We start from the raw sequence: 22,081 nt of genomic DNA on the forward strand, positions 1-22,081 counted from the left end.
GGACTTTTGTCCCAGCCTCTTTTTGTATTTCTATACTTTTAATTGTAAGAGTTCTTCAATCTCAGCCAGAGTGCTAGCTTGGGAGATGGCGCCGCGTAGTTTAGCTGCACCTGAGGTACCACGGAGGTAGTGAGGGGCGAGACCACGGAATTCACGAACGGCAATGTGCTCACCTTTGAGATCGATCAAGCGTTTCAAGTGTTCGTAAGCAATCTTCATTTTGTCTTCAAAAGTCAAATCAGGCAGGATTTCTCCTGTTTCAAAGTAGTGATTGATTTGGTTGAAGAGATAAGGATTGCCCATAGCAGCGCGACCAATCATGACCGCATCAGCACCGACTTCTTCGATCCGTTGTTTGGCGTCTTTAACCGTACGGATATCTCCGTTTGCGATAAATGGAATCTTAGTTAGGGCCTGTGCAACCTTGTGAAGGGTCTCAAGATCCGCATGCCCCGTATACATTTGCTCCCGAGTCCGTCCATGCATGGCAAGGGCAGAGACACCCGCAGCTTCGGCAGCGAGCGCATTTTCAACTGCTAGAGAAGGGTCTGACCAACCTGTCCGCATTTTGACAGTCAGAGGGATATCAAGGACGGATTGAACCTTATTGATGATGGAGTAGATCTTGTCTGGGTCCTTGAGCCACATCGCACCAGCCTCGTTCTTGACGATTTTATTCACCGGGCAACCCATGTTGATATCGACGATATCGGTCTTGGTATTTTCTTGGATAAATTCAGCTGCGCGTGCCAGGCTATCTTCGTCACTTCCAAAGAGTTGGATCGATACAGGGTTTTCTCCTTCATCGATATGGAGCATGTGAAGCGTCTTTTCATTGTTGTACTGGATTCCCTTGTCAGAGACCATTTCCATCACAACGAGCCCTGCCCCCAGTTCTTTGGCAATGGTCCGGAAAGCTGAGTTGGTCACTCCGGCCATTGGGGCTAGGACGGTACGGTTAGGGATTTCGACATCCCCGATCATAAATGGCGTATTAAGATTTGTCACGAATGAGTTCCTCCAAGTCATTTTCGTCAAAGTGGTAGTGTGTTTGGCAGAATTGGCAGGTAATCTCTGCACCGTGATCTTCATCTTTCATCTCTTCTAGATCACTAGCTGGCAGACTTGCTAAAGCGTTCAAAAAGCGCTCACGGCTGCAGTCGCACTGGAAGCGAAGTTCTTCTTCAGAGAGGCGTTTGAAAGGTTCATCCCCATAGATAGCAGAAAGAAGAGCTTCAATATGATCTTCAGATTCCAAAAGTGTTGAAATAGCAGGCATTTCTTGGATGCGTTTTTCAAAGCGCGCGATTTCTTCTTCCTTGGCATTTGGCAAGACCTGAAGCAAGAAACCACCAGCCACCTTGACCTTGTCTTCGTCATCCAACAGAACATTGAGTCCAACTGCAGAAGGTGTTTGTTGGCTTTCCGTCAGATAAAAGGCCAGGTCTTCTCCGATTTCACCTGTGACAAGAGGGGTCATGGAGTTATAAGGATTGCCCGTACCATAGTCAGTGATGACCAGGAATTCTCCGTTTCCGACAAATGGTCCCACCAGGACTTCACCAGTTGCTGTCTTCTTGATATCCACTCCAGGATTTTGTACGTAGCCTTTGACGTTTCCTTGAGTATCTGCCACAGTGATGATAGCACCAAGTGAGCTAGTGCCCAGGATTTTCACTGTTATCTTGGTGTTTCCCTTTTCATTGGCTGCGAGAATTTGACTAGCGATCAGGGTGCGCCCAAGGGCCACTGTTGAACTTGCTTGTGTCTGATGGTATTCTTGGGCTGTTCGTACGGTTTCTGTACTGTCTAGTACATAGGCACGAAAAGCGCCGCTTTCTGAGATAGTTTTAATAATTTTGTCCATATCTACTATTTTAGCACAAAATAGAAAAACAGGCGCAGGCCTGCGCTTGTTTTTTGGGGTTAGGAAGAATTTTAAGACCAAAAATAGTATAATAAAACAAAGGAGGCTAGCATGAACCAATCTTTGAAAGCGGCAGTCTATGGTTTGGCGGTAGCTGATGCATTAGGGGTTCCGTATGAATTTTTAACCCGAGGCAGTTTTAAAGCGATTGAGATGGTGGGCTATGGAAGCCAACAGTAACTGGCTGGAACTTGTTCAGATGATACTAGCCTTGTATTCGCGGCCTATGATTCTTTTTGGGAAAAAGGGAAGATTTCCTCTGCTATATGCAGGAGAGGTTTGAAATTTGCTTGTTAGAGGATGATTTTACAGCAAATGACTTGCTATTTTAAACTTGTAGGAGGACCATGCTTAATCTTTTTAGGTTATCATCTAAAACTCTACCTCGGTTACAAAACAAAAACGCAGAGACATCTTCTGCGTTTTCTTACTTTATAGGTCCATTTCTGGGAAAAGTTTAGCTAGTATTTTCGGAGTAATGCTTTGTCCCGGCCCCTCAGCACAATAGGTGTGCATATACATAGAAGGATTGAAGTTGAGCTCGATGCAGGTACAGTTGGGATTTTCCTTTGTGAAAATAGCAGAGCTGTCAGGGATGATGAGATCAACGCCACAGGCCCAGGCTCCCATAGCCTTTGCCATGTCCGCAGCGAGTTCCTTATAAGATGGGTGCATGCTGTCTGTGACATCAATCGAGTCTCCGCCAGTAGAAATGTTGGAATTGCGCCGCAAGTCAACCTTGACTCCAGCAGGCAGGATATCATCTGGTCCATAGCCTTGCTGGTCCAGCATGAGCAGTTCAATGTCCCCCAGTTCAATGATTTCAAGCGGTGAACGATGATCTCGGCCCCGCAGAGGATTGTCATTTTTGATGGCAATCAATTCTCTCACGGTATGCTGACCGTCTCCGACGACATTGGCCGCCACTCGCAAGAGGACTGCTTGGCATTGTCCGTCTAAGACAAAGAAGCGGTACTCCGTTCCAGCGATAAATTCCTCCACTAAGACGGCGACATCTTCTGAAAAAGCAATCTCCAGAGCCTTGTGATAAGCTTCCAGGCTAGCTGGCTCTTGGAAGATAGAGATGCCCAGTCCGAAGTTAGTTGACTTGGGTTTGACAACAATTTCTCGGTTCTTAATCAAAGGGTAGTAGGCCAGTCCCTCTTCTAGAGAAGAAAATTCTGCTCCAGCCGGAACGGGAAAGTCAGCTGCTGCCAAAATCTTTTTGGTGACTGTTTTATTGGCCATGGCCAAAGGGATGACATAGTTATCCTTGGAGGTCATATTGCCGTTCTTGACATATTCTACATGACTACCATGCCAAAGCTTGAGAAATTGGTCCTTTTCATCTAAAATTTCAACATTCAGCCCCTTTTGAATAGCATCAAAGAGCAGCATCTGGGTGGACAGTTCCATATTTTCGTAGCCTTTGAGGGCATAAGGAGCAGTCCAGGCATAGCGGTGGTATTCTTCTGCTTTTTCTAGACCAAAAGCTGTTAAGGAATCTTGCTGGATATGGGGCAGGAGCTGTCCTGACAGTGTCAGCTGAGGATGTAAGAGAGCCTCTCTCATCTGGTCCAGCAAAGTTTGATAGTAAGTTGGCAGTTCAAAATGCTGGATGAGCTCTTCCATGGCTTGGAGAAGGGCTGAGCTGTCTGCCTCATCTGGCAGGGCAGTCAGCGGGTGGCTACAAGCAATTTTCTGGTTCAAATCATGGGCAGCTTTTAATACTGCATCAACATTTTCTACATCATCTAGCCAGAGCAGGCCCAGTAAAAAGAGATGGACAGTATCTAAGGTCTCTTGGCTAATGCCCAAATGGTCAAAAGGATTGAGATCGAAGCAGCGGAATTCCAGATAGGTGATACCCTGCTCCAGATAGGCGCGATTGTGCTTCTGTCCACGGAAGCGAACGGCTGAGTAAAATTCTTTTTCAGCACTGAGCTCGCCAGACTGAACGTAGTTTTCAATATCGGTTACATATTGCTCCAAAGAAGTGTAGGACACCTGAATATTCTCGTCATTGACATAGCCATAGTCGCTGTTGCGAAAAGAGCGGATAGGCTGCGGGTATTCCTGACTGTAGAAGCCGGCTTCTGCCAGAGGAGCAGCACCGTAGAGATAGGTTAAGAGCCATCGGAAACGCAGAAAGTTTCGAGCCAGTTTGAGATAGAGGTCATTTTTAAAGTCCTTGAGTAAATGATAGGAGCTGACTTGAAAGAGAGCAGCGACCAGATCTTTCCCTAGCTCCATGTTGTAGTGGATGCCAGAGATGGCCTGTAGTTTTTTGCCATATTTTTTCGCTAAACCCTCTCGGTAGTGGCGTTCGTATTCGTTTTCCAGACGGGCGATGATAATATCTTCTTCAGTCAGCTGCGGTGGCATGGACAGAGGCCACAGGCATTCACTCTGGTCAATTGAGCGGCCTGCCACATCGCTGATAGCTCCCAGTAAGCGCCGCGCTTCCTTAGTAGAGTGAGCAATAGGTGTAATTAGTTCCAGTTGTTGTTCGCTGAAGTCTGTTTGGATGGTCGGGTGGAAATTGCGGGAACCAAGCTGACTCGGATGAGCAGTTTGAGCTAAGTGTCCATCAGTTGTCACTCGCAGATTTTCCCTCTCCAGACCAAAGGTCGCTTGGAGAATAGGGCTTGATGTATCCAGTTTCTGCAGTAATTGATTAATCGTCATCGTTTCACCGTCCTATGGTAGTTATTTTAGTCTATTACAAACGGAAAAAGAAAGCAAATTTCCGCTACGATTTTACAAAAATTCCGAACTTTTATTTTAAATTAAGTACTAAAATTCAGAAAATACATATTTTGTAAAAATGTAATTCGTCTACATAAGAGAAAAAACAAATGAAATGATGAACCCTCCTTGAAAAATTGTCAAATTTTTCATATAATGAGGTATAAAACATAATCGCAGGTGAGATTCCTGCCTGCTTTTCAAGAAAGGACGAGCTATATAGCTCAGACAAAGATATGACATCAGTAGTTGTTGTAGGAACCCAGTGGGGAGATGAAGGAAAAGGGAAGATTACAGACTTTCTATCAGCCAATGCAGAAGTCATTGCTCGCTACCAAGGTGGGGACAATGCCGGTCACACCATCGTGATCGACGGCAAAAAATTCAAGTTGCACTTGATTCCTTCAGGTATCTTCTTCCCTGAAAAGATTTCTGTCATTGGGAATGGGGTTGTGATCAATCCTAAATCATTGGTCAAAGAGTTGGCTTATCTTCATGAAGAAGGTGTGACAACAGACAGTTTGCGCATTTCAGACCGCGCCCATGTCATCCTCCCTTACCATATCGAATTGGACCGTCTCCAAGAAGAGTCAAAAGGGGACAACAAAATCGGAACGACCATCAAAGGGATTGGACCAGCTTACATGGACAAGGCTGCGCGTGTGGGAATCCGGATCGCGGACCTTTTGGATCGCGAAGTCTTCGCAGAACGCCTGCGCATCAACTTGGAAGAAAAGAACCGTCAATTTACCAAGCTCTATGATGCAGAAGCTCTTTCCTTTGACGATATCTTCGAAGAATACTATGAATATGGTCAACAAATCAAGCAATATGTAACCGATACTTCTGTCATCTTGAACGATGCTTTGGATAACGGCAAGCGCGTGCTCTTTGAAGGAGCCCAAGGGGTTATGTTGGATATCGACCAAGGAACCTATCCATTTGTAACCTCTTCAAACCCAGTCGCAGGTGGGGTGACCATCGGATCAGGTGTCGGCCCAAGCAAGATCGACAAGGTTGTCGGTGTATGTAAAGCCTACACTAGCCGTGTTGGTGATGGCCCATTCCCTACGGAACTCTTCGATGAAGTGGGTGATCGGATCCGTGAAGTCGGCCATGAGTATGGGACAACAACCGGTCGTCCTCGTCGTGTTGGTTGGTTTGACTCAGTTGTCATGCGCCATAGCCGTCGCGTGTCAGGAATTACCAACCTTAGCTTGAACTCGATCGACGTTCTGTCCGGCTTGGATACAGTGAAAATCTGTGTAGCCTACGACTTGGATGGGGAACGCATCGACCACTACCCAGCAAGCTTGGAGCAACTCAAACGTTGCAAACCAATCTATGAAGAATTACCAGGCTGGTCAGAAGACATCACAGGTGTCCGCCACTTGGATGAGCTTCCAGAAAATGCCCGCAACTATGTCCGCCGTGTCGGTGAATTAGTTGGTGTGCGCATTTCAACCTTCTCAGTCGGACCAGATCGTGACCAAACCAATATCCTTGAAAGTGTGTGGTCTAGTTTATAAGCAAATGAAGATAAGAGAGTGGGACAGAAATCGGTCATTCGTTAGAATTCGATTTCATCGTCCCACCTCCGCACAGTTGAGTAGGGCTGTAAAAGCTGATGAAATCAGCGTAGTAGAGCCCACTCAACCACTGCGTCTTGCTCGACAATCCAAAAATAATTGAGAGGCTAGGACTTTTGTCCCAGCCTCTTTTTGAAAGCAGAAAGAGGAAAAAATGTATCAAACGATTTTATTTGACCTAGACGGCACCTTGACCAATTCAGAACTAGGGATTACCAACTCGGTGGCCTATGCCTTAGGAAAATATGGGATTCAAGTGCCAGACAAGAAAGCATTGAGAGTTTTCATCGGTCCGCCCTTGCAGGAGTCTTTTGAGCGCTTTTATGGATTTTCTAAGGAAGAATGTTTAAAGGCCATTGACTACTATCATGAGTATTTTTCCGAAAAAGGCCTTTATGAAAATGAGGTCTATCTAGGCGTTCCTGACTTGCTGGCTTCTCTCAAGCAGGCTGGCAAACAGTTGATTGTAGCTACGTCAAAGCCTGAAGAATTTTCCATTCAAATTCTCAAACACTTTGGTTTGTATGATTATTTTGACTTTGTCGCTGGTGCGACCATGGATAGAAAACGTAGTAAAAAAAGCGATGTTATCCAGTATGCCTTGGAGCAAAATGGGATTACAGATTTGGCGCATACCATCATGATTGGAGACAGGGAGCACGATGTGCTTGGCGCTCAAGCGCAAAAGTTTGATTCTATCGGTGTCCTTTATGGCTTTGGAAGCAGGGAAGAATTGGAAGAAGCCGGCGCCACCTATATTGCTCAAGAAGTTGGCGAAATTGCAGCTTTTATAGGATAACCTTTTCCAAAATATTAAAAGTTGGAACTTTTCTAATCTGCTGAATATTGCTTTATTTAATATTTCTATCGGTGTATACTTACTGTAGGTTAAGTCACACAGATTAAGAGGTGATAATATGAATTTGTCACGATATATATTAAAATATAGTACTGATGATGGTACGTTGTATTTTAATACTAAAACCAATCATTCATTTTTTCTTACGAATGAATTGAATAGAGTAGTCGACAGCAATGATGTGATTAGGAAAGAGTTTCATGCTTATCTTGATAAAAATAAATATTTAAGTGAGGGTGAGTATGAGGTCGAAAAGTATCTATCTAAAATAAGCGATACAGATGCTGAATTATTGGAACTAACAATTTTGACACATGGAGATTGTAATTTTCGGTGAAGGTTAAAGTGAATAACAAATTCGATGACAAAATGAATGCTAAACCTAGAGTATTTAACTATAATTGTGATTGTAAATAATCACGATTTTAAATAAATTAGAGAAGAGGATTGTGCTAGCCCTCTATTTTGATGGATGATAATTATGAGAAATATTTATAAGTACATTGATAAGAAGTATCTTTTTCCTATTTTTTTAGGGCGTATTGTGAATAGTGGTTTGGTGTTGGCGCAACCTCTGATTTTAACGAAGGCCTTGAAGTTAGATCAAGACGGCCTTTCTTATGGAAAAATTCTCAATTTTGTTTTATTTGGTTTGTCTGTCTATCTTGTTATTTATAGTCTGATGCTGTTTTCAAACTATTCGCACAATATATTCCGAAGAGAAATCAACAAAAGTGTCCGTGCCCTTTTATTTAAGAAAGTCATATTGAATCCTAAATTTTCCAATGATGAAAAAGTTAGTCTGCTAACTCAAGATATGGAATATGTGGGCGATAATTATTTGGAAAATATAAATGTTATGGTGAGTTGGGGATTTGTCGCCCTTGTTACAGCCATTTATATTGTTTCACAAAATTTTCTCTTAGGACTTATTTTTGTCATTTTTACGATTATGAGACCTATTCCTCAGTTCATCATGAATCGTCGTTTACAAGATTCGGGAGACAGCTGGTCCAAGCTTAGAACGAAATTACATGGGCTTGTCTCGGATAGTATGCAAGGCAGCCAAACCTTACGGATTAATCAGGCCATGAGGCTGAATGAAGAGCGCGTGAATGACTTAAACGGAGAATATCAAAAAGCCATCCAAAGATTTTGTTTCACACATAATATTTTTTTTTCTTTAATGGATTTATGGTCTTTTTTAGTCAGGTTGTTCCTCTTGCTTTAGGCTTTTATTTGAGTTTACAGGGAAATTCTATTTCTATTACAAGCCTCATCTCTATGTATGTTGCTGCGGGGATGCTGGTAGAACCGATCCAAACTCTGATGTACAGTGCAGCCAATCTCCAAGGTGCCTTGCCGACTGCGAACCGCCTGTTTAAGATTATCGAGGAAGAACCTGATTTCGAAGAGACAAAGGATCAATTTGTTGAAAATCTCGAATCGTTGCGCTTAAATCATATTTCAAAAAGTTTTGCTGAACGTCAGCTTTTTTCTGATTTGACGGCGACGATTTCAGTAGGTCAGAAGGTCTTAATCAAAGGACCGAGCGGGTCTGGAAAGACGACTCTTTTTCGCTTGATTTTAGGAGAAGAAGTATGTGATGAGGGTGACATTTTCGTTCAGTATGATGGAAATCAAATAACGAGTCATTTCCAAGGGAATATCGGTTTAATTAGCCAGCATCCCTTCCTGTTTAACGATACTATCCGCTATAATCTAACTTTTGGTCAGTCTTTTCAGGACCATGAATTATTGGAGGTATTGGACCGAGTTGGCTTAATAGATGAATTTCAGGATATTTTGAATGTAGAAATTCATAATAATGGTGAAAACATTTCAGGAGGTCAGCGTGTCAGATTAGAGTTGGCTCGTTTTCTCTTACGCGAGAAGGATATTTTATTAGCGGACGAAGTGACATCAGCTTTGGACGAAAAAAATAGTCGTCTGGTTAGAGATCTAATCTTTTCTTTGCCGATCACGGTACTAGAAATAGCCCATCATATTGATGAAGAAGAGCGCTATGACCAAATCCTTGAGTTACGTAAAGGATGAGCGATGCCACAATAGTTGGTTCTGCGACAAAGCGGATAGTAGTAAGCCAGCAATTTGTCAGATATTTTTGAGATTCTAAGTGGTGATATTTCCAAAATCATCAATACTCAGAGAACTTAAGCTTTATTTAAGATAGGCCAGCTATACTAGAAGCATAAACAAAGACCTCCTAACTTTGTTTAAACCTCCTAAACTTTTTCATAATAATCTCCCATAAGAGTCGCCCAATCGGCGGCTTTTTTTGTGAGTCGTAAGCTGCCTATGGTATAATGAACAAAGAAACTAAAAGGAAGAAGGAAGAGATGGACTACACGATAGAGGAAAAAGCGATGTTTATGAGGGAAGCCCTGAAGGAGGCGGAGATTGCCCTCGCCAATGATGAAATACCGATTGGCTGTGTCTTGGTCAAGGATGGTCAGATTATCGGGCGTGGACATAATGCGCGTGAGGAGCTGCAGCGGGCGGTCATGCATGCGGAAATCATGGCGATCGAGGAGGCCAATCAGCGTGAAAATAGCTGGCGCCTGCTGGATACGACGCTTTTTGTCACGATTGAGCCCTGTGTCATGTGTAGTGGTGCCATTGGTCTAGCTCGGATTCCCCAGGTGATTTACGGGGCGACCAATCAGAAGTTCGGTGGAGCAGGTAGTCTCTACGACATTTTGGCAGATGAACGCCTCAATCACCGAGTCGAAGTAGAAACAGGAATCTTGGAAGCAGAATGTGCAGCCATCATGCAGACCTTCTTCCGCCAAGGTCGAGAACGAAAAAAACAAGCCAAACTCGCAGCCAAGGCCGAAACACAAGAATAAAAACCGGACCTTTGCAAAATCCACAAATTATGATATAATACCTATCGGAGCAACAGTTCTGCGTGAAGCGGGTCAGGGGAGGAATCCAGCAGCCCTAAGCGAAGTGAACTGTGTGCTCTTTTTCTATTGCTCTTGATGAGTCAAGCCTAAAAGGTGCAGATGAATATTGGAGCAGCGAATCTAGTTTGAACGGACCTGAAATGAATTCAGCTGACATCCAATCTTAAGAAGCATATTTGTTTTCTTGTCAATCAAAATTGTTCTTCTCAATAGGCCTAAATAGGCCTAAAATTTGTTGACTTACGCAAACGATTGCTCTCGGTTATGTCCTAAGGTTAGCTTATTTAGAAAAATAGTATAGAATACAAATGTAAACGTTTTAAAATAGCGAAAGCACTTGCTTATTTTTTCTTAAAGCGTTATCATAAAAGAAAAGAACAATTGGAGGATAAACATGTCACATATTAAATTTGACTACTCAAAGGTGTTAGATAAATTTGTAGCACCACATGAACTAGATTATATGCAGCCTCAAGTGACTGCTGCAGATTCTGCTCTGCGAAATGGTACAGGTCCTGGGGCAGAAATGACTGGCTGGTTGAACTTGCCTGAAGAATATGACAAAGATGAATTTGCTCGTATTCAAAAGGCTGCTGCTAAAATCCAATCTGATAGTGAGGTATTGATCGTAATCGGTATTGGTGGTTCCTATTTAGGAGCTCGTGCAGCTATTGATTTCTTGAATAATTCTTTTGTAAATCTACAAAGCAAGGAAGAACGCAAGGCACCTCAAATCCTCTATGCTGGAAATTCTATTTCTTCAAGCTATTTGGCTGATTTGGTAGACTATGTATCAGACAAAGATTTCTCTGTCAACGTTATTTCTAAGTCAGGAACGACTACAGAGCCTGCTATTGCTTTCCGTGTCTTCAAAGAACTCTTGGTTAAGAAGTATGGTCAGGAAGAAGCAAATAAACGGATTTATGCAACTACAGACCGCGCTAAAGGTGCAGTTAAGGTTGAAGCAGATGCTAATGGCTGGGATACTTTTGTAGTGCCTGATAGTGTAGGTGGTCGTTTTACAGTATTGACAGCAGTGGGACTCTTGCCAATCGCAGCTGCAGGGGCTGATATCAGCAAGTTAATGGAAGGAGCAAATGCTGCTCGCAAGGCTTATGCTTCTGATAAGTTGGCTGAAAATGAAGCATATCAATATGCAGTTGTACGCAATATCTTGTACCGTAAAGGTTATCTGACAGAAGTTTTAGCTAACTATGAACCATCTCTACAATACTTCTCTGAGTGGTGGAAGCAACTGGCTGGTGAGTCAGAAGGGAAAGACCAAAAAGGGATTTACCCAACTTCAGCCAACTTCTCAACAGACTTGCACTCTCTGGGACAATTTATCCAGGAAGGTACCCGTATCCTCTTTGAAACAGTTGTACGTGTAGATAAACCTCGCAAAAATGTGCTGATTCCTGAATTGGCAGAAGACTTGGACGGTCTTGGCTACTTGCAAGGAAAAGATGTTGACTTTGTCAATAAAAAAGCTACAGATGGAGTGCTGTTAGCACACACTGATGGTGGAGTTCCAAATATGTTTGTGACACTGCCTGAGCAAGATGAGTTCACTTTGGGCTACACTATTTACTTCTTTGAGTTGGCTATTGCTCTTTCTGGCTACCTGAATGGTATCAATCCATTTGACCAGCCTGGAGTTGAGGCTTATAAGAAAAACATGTTTGCCCTTCTTGGAAAACCAGGCTTTGAAGAGCTGGGTGCTGAGTTGAATGCACGCCTTTGATTCTTATATGCCTTGAGTTCATTTAGAGTATAAAAAGAGATCCACAAGTTCATTTCTTGTGGATTTTTTAGTACAAGCCTCTTAATTAGTTTATTATTTTTTTGAACTGTGTAAAAAAGAGTGTCTTAATTCATTTATGAAAGCGCTGTATAATTGCCTTGTAAATAAAATTTGAGAGGTATCAAAATGAATGATTGGTTAAACATAAAAGGCAAAACAGTTCTTGTGACTGGCGCGTCATCTGGGATCGGTAAGGCAATCGTTGAAGAATTGCTGGAATTAGGTGTCAACGTAGCGAATTTCGATCTTAGCGACAACGATTTGCGTCATCCAAATCTATTATTTGTAAAAGTTGATGTAACTTCTCGCTCTGAAGTAGAAGAGGGTGTTGCCAAAATAGTTGAAAGATTTGGCAATATTGATGCAGTGGTCAATAATGCAGGGATTAATATCCCTAGATTATTAATCGATGCAGAAAATCCTAAAGGTCCTTACGAATTGGACGATGAGACGTTCGAAAAAGTAACGATGATTAATCAAAAAGGTTTGTATCTGGTTAGTCAGGCAGTGGGACGTATTTTAGTGAAAAATGGAAAAGGTGTAATTGTGAACATGGCTTCAGAAGCAGGCTTGGAAGGTTCTGAAGGACAAAGTGCCTATGCTGCCACAAAAGCAGCAGTCTATAGTTACACTCGTTCATGGGCAAAAGAGCTGGGTAAGCATGGTGTACGTGTGGTTGGAATTGCTCCAGGAATTATGGAAGCTACGGGACTTCGAACTCTTTCTTATGAGGAAGCTCTTGCTTATACCCGTGGAAAGACGGTAGAAGATATTCGAGCTGGTTATGCTTCAACTTCAACAACTCCTTTGGGACGAAGTGGTAAACTACGGGAAGTAGCTGACCTTGTAGCATTCTATATTTCAGACCGTTCTAGCTATATAACTGGAGTCACTACAAATATTGCCGGAGGGAAAACTCGCGGTTAAAAAAATGAAGGTGAGGAAGAGAGTTGACCATAGTAAATCGATGGTATAATATTTTAGAAAAAATGGTCTCACAGCCAACTTATTCCTTGGTAGATATGCGCTCAGAGCTGGATATTAGTATGCAAACCTTGCAAAAGAGTATCCAACAATTAAATGATGTTTTGGCTCCGAGTATCCAGATTATCTCACAAGATGATCAGTTAATGTTAGAGGTGTATGACTATACTGAGTTGGAAAGGATTTTATCTGGTAGTTTAAAACGGGAGAGTGACTTCAATTCTTCCAGTAAAAGAATTGCCTATTTACTAAAACGTTTAATTGAGTCAACCTCCCCTCTTCTTATTGACGACTTGGCTGAGGAAGCAGGTGTTAGTAGAAGTACCCTTAATAAGGATTTAAAACAAGTAAAATCTTTGGCAGAGAGTTACTCTATCACTATTTCAGGAAAGCCCAACCGTGGGCTGGAGGTCTTGGGGTCCGAGCTGAATTTGCGCTTGCTCTATATTCACCAAGTGGCCCCTTACTTTGAAGGAAAGACACTCACCGAGGCAACATCTTCTTTTCTGGAGACGCTACTCCAGGAGTATAAAATCCCGAAAGAAACAAAGGAACTCCTTCGAAAGACAATTTCAATTATGGTGGAGCGTATTCATGCATCTAGGGTGTTGAGTTGCCCTATTCCTTACTATAGGAATGATTTAACAGAGACACCTTTGGTTGAAAAATTAATCTATCATATTGAGATGACTTATAAGATTTCCCTCAGTCAGTTTGAGATAGACTTTTTGTGTTTTCCGTTTAATATCCGTTTTATTGACACTTTAAGCAAGCCGTCTTATCAATCTGAACAGCTTGCAAACATTTTTCAAGGGATTGTCAAGAAAGTCAAAGAAACAATGTTGGTTAACTTTGATGATGAAGAATTATTTGAAGAAATCAAGTCTCATCTAGGCTCCTTAATCAATCGACTGATTTTCCATGTGCAAGCTAATGATATATTCCATGGCGAGGTTCAAACTCAATATCCTTTTGCTTTTGAAATGGCGAAAATTGCTGGAGAAGAACTATCTGCAATTTTTGGTTCTGAATTGGAATTATCTGAAATCGGATATCTGGCTTTGTATTTTGAAATGATTTTAAGAAAGCAAAACTCTGTTGTAAATGGTTCTCGCAAGCAGATAGCTGTAGTTTGCACAACAGGAAGAGGAACTGCTGCGATGATTATTCAGCAACTCAGACGAATTCTTGGAAATGATGTAGACATTACTCAGTATTCTGAAGAGGATTTTAATCTGGATTTGAATCAGGACTATTTCGCGATTTTTACGACAGTTCCTCTAAAATATAAAGATTCTAAATCTCCAGTCATTCAAGTTAATCATCTTTTTGATGATCAATGGCTGCAGGAAGAATGGCAGAGGGCCAATGCTTTTCATCAAAAAAATCTAGAAACAGTCAGCTTACGTTTTCTTCGTTTGACTCCCCAAAAAACCTATCAGCAATACTTGCTAAATATGGTTGCAGAGTTAGAGAAACTTCAGATGATTGATGAAGGTTTTAGAAATCGGATAATTGATAGGGATAAAAAACAATCAACCATTTTTGGTGGAGGAATTGCCTTCCCCCATACAATTAACCAGGGTTATGCAAAGACTATTTTAATGTTTGGAAAGCTAGAAGAGCCTTATCAAAAAGGAGATGATTGGATTGAATTTATCTTTCTAGTCGCCATTCCCTCAGAAATTGAAAGCAAAATGGAGAGTGAATTGCTGGAATTGTATGACGACATTTTTCGAATTGCAGGAGAGCCTTCTCTAAAAGAAGCATTGAGGGCTGTAGAAACAGAGACAGAGTTTCTATCATTTTCTAAGAGCAAAGGAGTATTTTAATGAATTCGCTAATAATTTTCGCTGTATTTGTCATGGCAGCTTATATATTTCAAATGTTCCTCGGCTGGCAGCAACTCAAAGACTTCAATAAGACCTATACGATGCTCCGAAAACTGGGGCGCGTAGCGATTGGCAGGAAGTCCGGAAGAATCAAATCCGGTACGATTGTCATGTTCGCGGTTGATGAAAACGGTCGGGTTCTTAAAGCTAGCAAAATGCAAGGAGTCACAATCTTAGCACGTTTTCAAAATATGGACGATTATGTTGGAGAAGACATCCATTATTTTGACAAGTATAATCCTCTTGTGAGAAAAGAAAATAAGTTGATGCAATCAGCCATAGAAGATGCTAGAAAAGTCTATCTTTGGAATGAGGCAGGTATTGAGAAAGAGACAAGTTCATCTGATTCTTTTCTGGGATTCGGCTTTTATGCGAATTACTTACAATTATCTATTAAACAGTTATTTAAAAAAAATAAGAAAGGGAGTTCCTTATGAATCACATTACAAATTTTGCAGAGAGTTTTATGAAACTCTTCCAATTAGGTGGAGAAACCTTTATTAGCTGGATGACAAATATTGTACCGCTTGTCTTAATGCTATTGATTGCAATGAATACCCTTATCGCTTTCTTGGGAGAAGAGAAGGTCAATTCCCTGGCTAAGATTTCTGCCAAAAATCCTGTTAGCCGGTATATGATTTTACCTTTCATTTCTGCCTTTATGCTGGGGAATCCGATGGCAATCAGTATGGGACGTTTCTTACCAGAATATTATAAACCTAGTTTTGTAGCAGCTCAGATGCAGTTCTGCCACACTTCAAATGGTGTATTTCCGCATATCAATCCTGGGGAATTGTTTGTATGGATGGGAATTGCAACAGGAATTCAAACTTTAGGTTTAAGTCAAATGGACTTAGCCATTCGTTACATGCTTGTTGGGCTTGTCATGAACTTTGTAGGCGGTTGGGTGACCGATTTTACAACTGCTTATGTAGCAAAACAGCAAGGTGTTACCTTGAGTAAAACATTTGATTTATAGAAAGAGTGAAATTATGTCATATAAGAGTATAAAAGTTGTTAAAGGAAATGGCGGTTTCGGAGGACCTTTGGTCATTACACCTAGTGAAGCTAAGCATAAATTCATCTATATCACTGGCGGAGGAGAAAAGCCAGATATTGTAGATAAAATTGCTGATTTGACCGGTATGGAAGCTGTTAATGGGTTTAAAACTTCTATCCCAGATGAGGAAATTGCTTTAGCAATCGTGGATTGTGGCGGTACTCTTCGCTGTGGTATTTATCCTAAAAAGGGGATCCCTACAATAAATATTGTCGCTACAGGGAAAAGTGGGCCTCTAGCTCAATATATAACCGAGGAAATCTATGTGTCAGCAGTTGGCCTTAATCAAATTTCTGCTGCTAATGAAGACGAAAAAGCGACAACTGTGGTAACAGAAAAGCCAACTTACGATACTAGTAAAAAAATTACAGAGCAAAAAGCTGAAACAAGTATTGTAGCAAGAATTGGGATGGGCGCTGGGAAGGTCGTTGCGACTTTCAACCAGGCTGCTCGTGAAGCCATCCAAACAATGCTCAACACGATCATTCCTTTCATGGCCTTTGTTTCCTTGCTGATTGGGGTTATTCAAGGTTCAGGTGTTGGAAATTGGCTGGCAAAATTAATGGTTCCCCTAGCTGGGAACATCTGGGGACTCATTTTGATTGGCTTTATCTGTTCCTTGCCATTCCTATCTCCTTTGTTAGGCCCCGGAGCTGTTATCAGTCAGATTATTGGAACCTTAATTGGAGTTGAAATCGGCAAAGGGACTATTCCGCCCCAAATGGCTCTGCCAGCTATATTTGCTATCAACACTCAAAACGGTTGTGATTTCATTCCTGTAGCACTCGGTCTATCTGAAGCCAAGGCTGAAACAGTTGAGGTTGGTGTCCCTTCTGTGCTTTATTCACGCTTTCTCAATGGTGTTCCGCGGGTGCTAGTAGCTTGGATAGCTAGTATTGGCCTTTATCAGTAAACTTTTGATAGATGCACGTAAACATAGCAACTATTATGTTAAACTTATCTATAAGCATAAGTTTATGACAAATTTGAGAAAGGATGAATAGGAATTAGATGAAGAAAATTTTTGAAGCTAAAGTAATTCAAGTGGGGCCTGAAGCTCAGAATATGATTCAAGATGCCAATATGCTCATTTTGTTTGGAGAAGAAGCTCCGGAAGACTTAGCAGAGTATTGTTTTAAAATCGATAACAAAAATCTTCTAGGTGCAATACTAGAAGGTGGAAAGCTGGTGGTAGATAGTCAGGAATATTCGATTACTGCCGTAGGAAATGTAGTAGAAAAAAATTTAACTGGACTGGGCCATATCACGATTTCTTTTGATGGTTCAAAAGAGGGCAGCCTGCCGGGCACTCTCCATGTTGCAGCAGACCAAGCAGTAGTAATTGAAAAGGACTCTACCATTCAGATTTTCGAAACTGCTTGACCATAACAAAATTTAAAATCAAGCAATTTAGAAAAATAAAAGTCTAAAAAATTGATTCAGAGCTTGGACAAAAAGTCCAGGCTTCTGGGTCTAAATTAGAAAAAATAGATGACGCAGTGGTTGATTGGCAAGTCAATCAAACTAGCCAGTCAGTGCAAGGGAATTCCCAGCAGATGGATCCACAAGGGGTGCCTGAACAGAAGGAAAAGACCAAAAAGGTATTTACCCAACTTCAGCTAACTTCTCAACAGACTTGCACTCATTGGGTCAATTTATCCAAGAAGGAACTCGTATCATGTTTGAAACAGTTGTCCGTGTGGATAAACCACGTAAGAACGTGATCATCCCTACATTGGAAGAAGACCTTGATGGACTTGGTTACCTCCAAGGAAAAGACGTTGACTTCGTAAACAAAAAAGCAACTGACGGTGTTCTTCTTGCCCACACAGACGGTGATGTACCAAACATGTACGTAACTCTTCCTGAGCAAGATGCCTTCACTCTTGGTTATGCCATCTACTTCTTCGAATTGGCCATCGCCCTTTCAGGTTACTTGAACGCGATCAACCCATTTGACCAACCAGGTGTTGAAGCCTACAAGAAAAATATGTTTGCCCTTCTTGGTAAACCAGGATTTGAAGAACTTGGAGCAGAACTCAACGCTCGTCTTTAATCAATAGACAAAACGATCTCGCCAGAGGTCGTTTTTTTACTTGCTAAACAAATTTATATTTTTGTCCCTTAGAATCAATTATAAAAATACGATCTAGTTATATTTCTCGATCATACGGTTAACTGATTGCTATTGTCTCCCTTCGCAAGAAATTTTAAGATAAGTTTCTAAAAGGTCGGATATCTCTCCGATCTTTTTTAGTCTATCAAGACAGGAGTTGGTCCTTGCTTGGTTTTATGTTATAGTAGAAGAGAAGAATAAAAAGGAGAATTCGAAATGTCCGAGAAAGATCAAGAACAATTTATGAAACATACTCCCGTAGAGGGTGCGCCTCAATTTGATGTGGCTGCGCCAGCCTTTGTCCCAAAAGAAGAAGCCGAAGACTTGGTCGTTCCAGAAGCTAGTGGCCTTTCAGTGACGGAGACGGAAGCAATGAAAGAAGAAGCAGACGAGCCAGCTGTTTCAGAAACAGTGGAGCCTCCAAAGATGGATGAAGCAACTGTTGGAGAACATCCGGATGTAGTTGTTGCTCCCCAACCGACTCCTCCATTCCAGCCTGCGCCTCAAGCTCCTCAAAATATGGCAGCTGAACCAATTGGTCCGCAGACAGTGCCTGTTCCTGAGACACCTATTCCACAAGCTCCTCTTTCTCCTGTTGGAAGACCGATGGATACTGCAGACAAGAAGGCGATTCGTTTTGCCCTTGGGATTTTAGTTGGGATTCTTATCGGTGGAGTCAGTGGCTATTTGATTGGTCATGCTAGCCCTAGCACGTCATCATCTAGAAAGCAGACTTCTTGGTCAGGTAACCAGTCTGGTTCTTCTTCCAATATCGATTTGGAGCAATTGACTTCTGAAGATGCGGAAGCTGATTTTAGCTGGGAACAATCTGATATCGAACAACTTCAGTTTTTGACTAGAAAGGATGCTGGGGAGACTCCTGAGGAAATGATTGAAGCTTATGGGAAAGCTAGTTCTGTTCAATTTGAAAGTGGAGAATTGAAATTATTCTGGGATGATAACTCTTATAATAAAGAGGTAAAAGCGACCTACTCTAAGAAAGGAAAAGAATTACAGCTTGTCAAATTTGAGTTTAATCAATTTGGGAAAAATCTTACGGTTGAGGACAACTTTGCAGATGGATTCAAAGTTGGAAATAGTGAGACCGGTGCTGGAGGAACCTCTTACAAAGAGCTTTTAGAAAAATACGGTGATGCAGTCAATCTGACGGTGAGTTCATCTGATGATTCAGACAAGATAGAATTGGTCATGGACTTCCAAAAGAAAAACGGGGACTATGTAGATTTGACCTTTATTCGCCAAGAGAATGGAGATTTCCTCTTGAGCAGTAAAGACAGCTACTAAATAACTGAATAAAAGAAAGAGGCAAGCGCCTCTTTTTTGGGATAAGACGAGACAAATACGCTAATTTTCTATACAATAGAAAGAGTTTGAATAGAAAGAGCATGAAGGATGGAAGAAATGAAACAGTGGATAGAACATCATAAGCGGATCCTCCAAAAAGCTGCAAGTGCTTTGCTGGCTTTAATGGTTGGTGTTTGCTTGGTGTTTATGATTCATCCAGTGAAAACCTTGCCCAAAGATCGCTTGTTGAGTTTGTCTCGCGTGCAAGAAGACAGCCAGCAATTGGTTGCGTCTTCTTCCAAAGAGCCGGCTTTAGAAGACTTGTTGTCATTGGACCTTGCAAGGGAAGAAGGAAAGACGCAAAAAAATTGGGTGACTTTGTCTGCATTCGTCAAAAAATTTGGAAAAGCAGCGAGTTTTACACAAGAAGATACGAGTTTTGGAGCGCAAGTCCAGCTAGGCTATGGGACTCCTGTGCAAGGGATTCATCCTTATACCATAGAATTTCAAAAGCAGGATGATACCTTTTATTTGAACTCGATTCAAAGCTTTTCACCCAAGTCGGCTCACTATCAGAGCAAAAAGAACTTAAAACTGGCAGATTTTACAGGCTATCAGACGCTAGATGGAAAAAAGGAAAAGGGAACAGCGGTAGAAGATGTTTTGAAAAAATCAGGTCTTCCCAATTCTCTTAGTTTGACCTCTGAAAAGGACAAGCAAGTCCTAGCCCTGTCTTATCAGGTGACAGATGGACTGGTCTCTTTGACTTTTGAACGCGACCAGACTGGTCAGTATCGTTTGACGAAGAAGGGGTGAAGCAGATGATCGAGTGGATGAAAAAGAATCGAAAAGAGCTCTTGCTGCCGTTTTTGTGTTTTGTTTTAGGGCTCTTACTTGCGATTGCAAGCATCCAGGTGCAGGAGCAAGGAACCGATACCAAGGAGGACCAAACACTTGCCCATTTCCAGCCAAAGGATTACCAGAATTTGGTCAGCAAGGAACAAGAAATCAAGCAGTTTAAATGGACCATCGAAGCTGTGGCGAACTTGAAAGTCCGTCTCAAGCAGAGTCAGCAACCAGGAACCCGCTTGGAAACAGTTGTGACGGAATGGGGAAAAGCTCAAAAAGTTCGCTACACTAAGACAGCCCAAGGGGATAAAACGGTTCTTGTCTTGACTTATGCGGCTAAGCAAACCGATCAGGGCAAGAAAAGTGTGACCTTGTGGTTTGAACAGGAAAGAGACCAGGGGTATCGCTTGACGATGGTGGATGCGACGAATTTGTTGGATGCAAAAGAAAAAGCAAGCAGTGAGAAAGAAATCACTACTGAAAAAGAGAAAAAAGGTACAGAATTCGCCCAGCTCATGAAGAAACTAGGAAATCCTCAACGCTTGGTCTGGGGGGAAATGCCAGATGGCGGAATGGGCTATCGCGCGACTTACCAGCTACCAGGGCAACCAGAAGTGGTGATGGAATTCAAGAAAAAAGCCAAGAAATTGGTGTTGGTATAAGAAAGGAGACATCATTGGACGATCAACGGACAGACATCAAGGCAGCTTCCTCTCACCAGGGTGGGAGCCGCTTGATTTCAGAAGCTGACCTGGCTTCAATAGGGATGGACAATCATCAGGATACTAGAAGCCATTCAGATACAATGGCGTCTTCCCCTTCTTCCTCAAAAGAGGGGATTGGTTCGCTTTTGCGATTTTTTGGGTGGTTCGCCTTGTTTATGGCTTTTGTGTTTGTGCTTCAAAACGAAGTTAATAAAAGCTCTTCTTCATCTTCTTCGAGTGAGGGGATCAATGGTTTATCACGTGATGGTATCAGAACGGAATATCTGACCAGTGAAAATAGTTCTTATATCGCCTCAGCTAATGAATTTCAATTTCAGCCAACCTATGAAAAGGCCATGTCTCTCATTCCTAATTTTGCAGTGGAAGAAAAAAAGACCTCTTTTGGGACGGTAGACCCACAAGATGTCGTTGCAGCATTAGGTAAAGCAAGGAGTGGGGAAGCAACGTATAGTGGTAGCAGTTCCAGTCCCTTTTTGCTGACATTAGATTACCAATCAAAGGATGCAGATGGGAAGGTTCTTCTTGAAAAAACAGGTGCCTTTTACAGGATTTCTCTTTTAAGTTTGAAACACTTAAAAAGTGACCGATTTGCGAATAAGAATGGGAGCTTGACGAAGGACGATTTTGCCACTATCAAGGTCGGAATGCCTTATTTAGACCTACTCAATACGGTAGGGATTCCGGATGAAATATATGTATCTGGGCTTTTAGGTTACGGGGAAGCGCCTTCCTTTACCTATCGATTATCGGATTCTCAAACGGTTCAAATCCATTTTGATAGCCGGCAAACCATCAAGGATATCAAATCGAAAGAGGTAGCGACCACACCAGCTTCCTCTACATCTACAGCACAGTAAAAAAATCAGCCCGAAGCATTTAAAATAAAAGGAGAGGACAATGGGAAATAAAGACTGGTCGCATCTACGAAATGAGAACCAGAGTCGGTTTTCGAAAGGCCAGCCGAAAGAAGCACCCTTAGAAAAAGGAAGCCCTGAGAAGCTAGAAGATACGCTCGCAAAAGAGCCAGAAGTGCTAGAAGTCCCTGCTTTTCAGGAAGAGGTGAAACAAGAAGAGGAACGAAAAGACAAACCAGCGATTGGTGTGGAGGAGGAATCGTATGATCCAAAGGAAGGCTCATTTGCTACACCTGAAGACGAATCAGCTCAGGTCGTTCTTGCTACACCACTAACAGAAGAAACAAGGTCAGACACACCAGCACAAGATACAATAGGGCAGTCTCCTTCAGCTGAGAAAAAAGTAGAGCACCAGGGTGGGAGCCGCTTGATTTCAGAA

19 protein-coding genes, 1 other RNA gene and 3 pseudogenes are annotated in these 22,081 nt (G+C 42.0%); 20 read left to right on the plus strand and 3 right to left on the minus strand.

Annotated elements, in window-relative coordinates; translation table 11 throughout:
• Positions 1-30: 30 nt before the first annotated feature.
• Both dusB and hslO read right to left on the minus strand, forming a co-directional pair.
• The gene (dusB, locus tag HMPREF2685_RS02040; RefSeq protein WP_070464966.1) at positions 31-1,008 is read right to left on the minus strand and encodes a tRNA dihydrouridine synthase DusB; all 978 of its coding nucleotides are present in this window, start codon (positions 1,006-1,008) and stop codon (positions 31-33) included.
• A complete protein-coding gene (gene hslO / locus HMPREF2685_RS02045) occupies positions 995-1,867 on the minus strand; it encodes an Hsp33 family molecular chaperone HslO (RefSeq protein WP_070464969.1) in 873 nt (290 codons plus the stop codon). Before hslO ends, dusB begins: the two co-directional genes overlap by 14 nt.
• Positions 1,868-1,978: 111 nt before the next feature.
• Here hslO and HMPREF2685_RS10955 point away from each other — a divergent pair, with 111 nt between their 5' ends.
• Positions 1,979-2,107, plus strand: coding sequence for a hypothetical protein (locus HMPREF2685_RS10955; protein ID WP_003002006.1), 129 nt, complete (start codon positions 1,979-1,981; stop codon positions 2,105-2,107).
• Between the two features lie 252 nt (positions 2,108-2,359).
• On the opposite strand, the gene gshAB is transcribed toward HMPREF2685_RS10955, so the two are convergent.
• On the minus strand, positions 2,360-4,615 hold the full coding sequence (gene gshAB / locus HMPREF2685_RS02055; RefSeq protein WP_070464972.1) for a bifunctional glutamate--cysteine ligase GshA/glutathione synthetase GshB: 2,256 nt from the start codon (positions 4,613-4,615) through the stop codon (positions 2,360-2,362).
• A gap of 296 nt (positions 4,616-4,911) precedes the next feature.
• Here gshAB and HMPREF2685_RS02060 point away from each other — a divergent pair, with 296 nt between their 5' ends.
• The 19 genes and pseudogenes from HMPREF2685_RS02060 to HMPREF2685_RS02150 all read left to right on the plus strand — a co-directional run.
• On the plus strand, positions 4,912-6,204 hold the full coding sequence (locus HMPREF2685_RS02060) for an adenylosuccinate synthase (RefSeq protein ID WP_070464975.1): 1,293 nt from the start codon (positions 4,912-4,914) through the stop codon (positions 6,202-6,204).
• A 214-nt stretch (positions 6,205-6,418) separates the two neighbouring features.
• The gene (locus tag HMPREF2685_RS02065; protein ID WP_031575622.1) at positions 6,419-7,063 is read left to right on the plus strand and encodes an HAD family hydrolase; all 645 of its coding nucleotides are present in this window, start codon (positions 6,419-6,421) and stop codon (positions 7,061-7,063) included.
• Positions 7,064-7,181: 118 nt separating this feature from the next.
• Positions 7,182-7,460: a hypothetical protein gene (locus HMPREF2685_RS02070; RefSeq protein WP_003009004.1), complete on the plus strand. Its 279-nt coding sequence runs from the start codon at positions 7,182-7,184 to the stop codon at positions 7,458-7,460.
• A 144-nt stretch (positions 7,461-7,604) separates the two neighbouring features.
• A pseudogene (locus HMPREF2685_RS02075) lies at positions 7,605-9,181 on the plus strand (ATP-binding cassette domain-containing protein).
• A 302-nt stretch (positions 9,182-9,483) separates the two neighbouring features.
• Positions 9,484-9,993, plus strand: a complete 510-nt coding sequence (gene tadA, locus HMPREF2685_RS02080) for a tRNA adenosine(34) deaminase TadA (protein ID WP_003016809.1) — start codon at positions 9,484-9,486, stop codon at positions 9,991-9,993.
• Positions 9,994-10,034: 41 nt separating this feature from the next.
• Positions 10,035-10,120, plus strand: an RNA gene (ffs, locus tag HMPREF2685_RS02085) — signal recognition particle sRNA small type.
• 327 nt (positions 10,121-10,447) lie between these two features.
• On the plus strand, positions 10,448-11,797 hold the full coding sequence (locus HMPREF2685_RS02090; RefSeq protein WP_008808173.1) for a glucose-6-phosphate isomerase: 1,350 nt from the start codon (positions 10,448-10,450) through the stop codon (positions 11,795-11,797).
• Between the two features lie 186 nt (positions 11,798-11,983).
• The gene (locus HMPREF2685_RS02095) at positions 11,984-12,784 is read left to right on the plus strand and encodes an SDR family oxidoreductase (RefSeq protein ID WP_001000837.1); all 801 of its coding nucleotides are present in this window, start codon (positions 11,984-11,986) and stop codon (positions 12,782-12,784) included.
• Positions 12,785-12,846: 62 nt separating this feature from the next.
• Complete coding sequence (locus HMPREF2685_RS02100; RefSeq protein ID WP_080639548.1) at positions 12,847-14,673, plus strand: BglG family transcription antiterminator; 1,827 nt, start codon at positions 12,847-12,849, stop codon at positions 14,671-14,673.
• Positions 14,673-15,170 (plus strand): transcriptional regulator GutM, encoded by a 498-nt coding sequence (locus tag HMPREF2685_RS02105; RefSeq protein ID WP_033585448.1) that lies wholly within the window; start codon positions 14,673-14,675, stop codon positions 15,168-15,170. The genes HMPREF2685_RS02100 and HMPREF2685_RS02105 overlap by 1 nt, the downstream gene beginning before the upstream one ends.
• Positions 15,167-15,712, plus strand: a complete 546-nt coding sequence (locus HMPREF2685_RS02110; protein ID WP_001015684.1) for a PTS glucitol/sorbitol transporter subunit IIC — start codon at positions 15,167-15,169, stop codon at positions 15,710-15,712. Before HMPREF2685_RS02105 ends, HMPREF2685_RS02110 begins: the two co-directional genes overlap by 4 nt.
• A 13-nt stretch (positions 15,713-15,725) precedes the next feature.
• Positions 15,726-16,706: a PTS glucitol/sorbitol transporter subunit IIB gene (locus HMPREF2685_RS02115; RefSeq protein ID WP_038804194.1), complete on the plus strand. Its 981-nt coding sequence runs from the start codon at positions 15,726-15,728 to the stop codon at positions 16,704-16,706.
• A 98-nt stretch (positions 16,707-16,804) separates the two neighbouring features.
• Positions 16,805-17,176: a PTS glucitol/sorbitol transporter subunit IIA gene (locus HMPREF2685_RS02120; protein WP_008808177.1), complete on the plus strand. Its 372-nt coding sequence runs from the start codon at positions 16,805-16,807 to the stop codon at positions 17,174-17,176.
• A gap of 196 nt (positions 17,177-17,372) precedes the next feature.
• Positions 17,373-17,849 (plus strand): annotated as a pseudogene (pgi, locus tag HMPREF2685_RS02125) (glucose-6-phosphate isomerase); the annotation flags it as partial.
• Positions 17,850-18,125: 276 nt separating this feature from the next.
• A complete protein-coding gene (locus tag HMPREF2685_RS02130; RefSeq protein WP_070464978.1) occupies positions 18,126-19,214 on the plus strand; it encodes a hypothetical protein in 1,089 nt (362 codons plus the stop codon).
• A 117-nt stretch (positions 19,215-19,331) separates the two neighbouring features.
• Positions 19,332-20,030: a hypothetical protein gene (locus tag HMPREF2685_RS02135; protein ID WP_261710237.1), complete on the plus strand. Its 699-nt coding sequence runs from the start codon at positions 19,332-19,334 to the stop codon at positions 20,028-20,030.
• 5 nt (positions 20,031-20,035) lie between these two features.
• The gene (locus tag HMPREF2685_RS02140; protein WP_070464984.1) at positions 20,036-20,725 is read left to right on the plus strand and encodes a hypothetical protein; all 690 of its coding nucleotides are present in this window, start codon (positions 20,036-20,038) and stop codon (positions 20,723-20,725) included.
• Between the two features lie 14 nt (positions 20,726-20,739).
• The gene (locus HMPREF2685_RS02145) at positions 20,740-21,645 is read left to right on the plus strand and encodes a hypothetical protein (protein WP_070464987.1); all 906 of its coding nucleotides are present in this window, start codon (positions 20,740-20,742) and stop codon (positions 21,643-21,645) included.
• A gap of 40 nt (positions 21,646-21,685) precedes the next feature.
• Positions 21,686-22,081: pseudogene (locus HMPREF2685_RS02150) on the plus strand (hypothetical protein); the annotation flags it as partial.

This window comes from Streptococcus sp. HMSC074F05 (assembly GCF_001808725.1).
GTDB lineage: Bacteria > Bacillota > Bacilli > Lactobacillales > Streptococcaceae > Streptococcus > Streptococcus parasanguinis_I.